The organism is Streptomyces sp. SPB074 (genome assembly GCF_000154905.1).
In the GTDB taxonomy this organism is placed as follows: domain Bacteria; phylum Actinomycetota; class Actinomycetes; order Streptomycetales; family Streptomycetaceae; genus Streptomyces.
Genome location: NZ_GG770539.1, coordinates 5,487,961 through 5,488,726 on the forward strand (window position 1 = coordinate 5,487,961; position 766 = coordinate 5,488,726).

At 77.9% G+C, this 766-nt stretch carries 1 protein-coding gene; it reads left to right on the forward strand.

Annotated elements, in window-relative coordinates:
• Nucleotides 1-766, forward strand: a 766-nt coding sequence (locus SSBG_RS23275; protein ID WP_008748519.1) for a DEAD/DEAH box helicase, incomplete at both ends; no start/stop codon positions are given.

The following is a 766-nucleotide window of genomic DNA, read 5'->3' on the forward strand; positions in this document are numbered from 1 at the left end:
CCGCACCGGCCGCGGCGAGACCCGCGCCGCGCGCGGCGAAACGGCCCGCGCCCCCCAGCCCCGCCGTCGCGGCCCCGCCTCCGGCGCCCCGCGCGGCACCGGCTCGCGCGGCGGCGCCCGCCCCGGCGCAGGCCCCCGCGACTTCGCCGCGCCCGAGCCCCGCACGCCCGCGCTCCCGCCCGTCGCGGCCTTCGAGGACCTCGACATGCCCGAGGCGCTCCTCAAGACCCTCGCCGCGCAGGGCGTCACCACGCCCTTCCCGATCCAGGCCGCGACCCTCCCGAACTCCCTCGCGGGCCGCGACATCCTCGGCCGGGGCCGCACCGGCTCGGGCAAGACCCTCGCCTTCGGCCTCGCGCTCCTCGCGCGCACCGAGGGCCGCCGCGCCCAGCCGCGCGCCCCGCTCGGCCTCGTCCTCGTGCCCACGCGCGAGCTCGCCCAGCAGGTCACCGACGCCCTCACCCCCTACGCCACCGCGGTGAACCTGCGCCTGACGACCGTCGTCGGCGGGCTCTCGCTCACCAAGCAGGCGAACGCCCTGCGGCGCGGCGCGGAACTCCTCGTCGCGACCCCGGGCCGCCTCAAGGACCTCATCGACCGGGGCGACTGCACCCTCCAGGACGTGCGCACCACCGTCCTGGACGAGGCCGACCAGATGGCCGACATGGGCTTCCTGCCGCAGGTCACACGGCTGCTCAACCAGGTCGAGCCCGAGGGCCAGACGATGCTGTTCTCGGCGACGCTCGACGCCAACGTCGACCGCCTC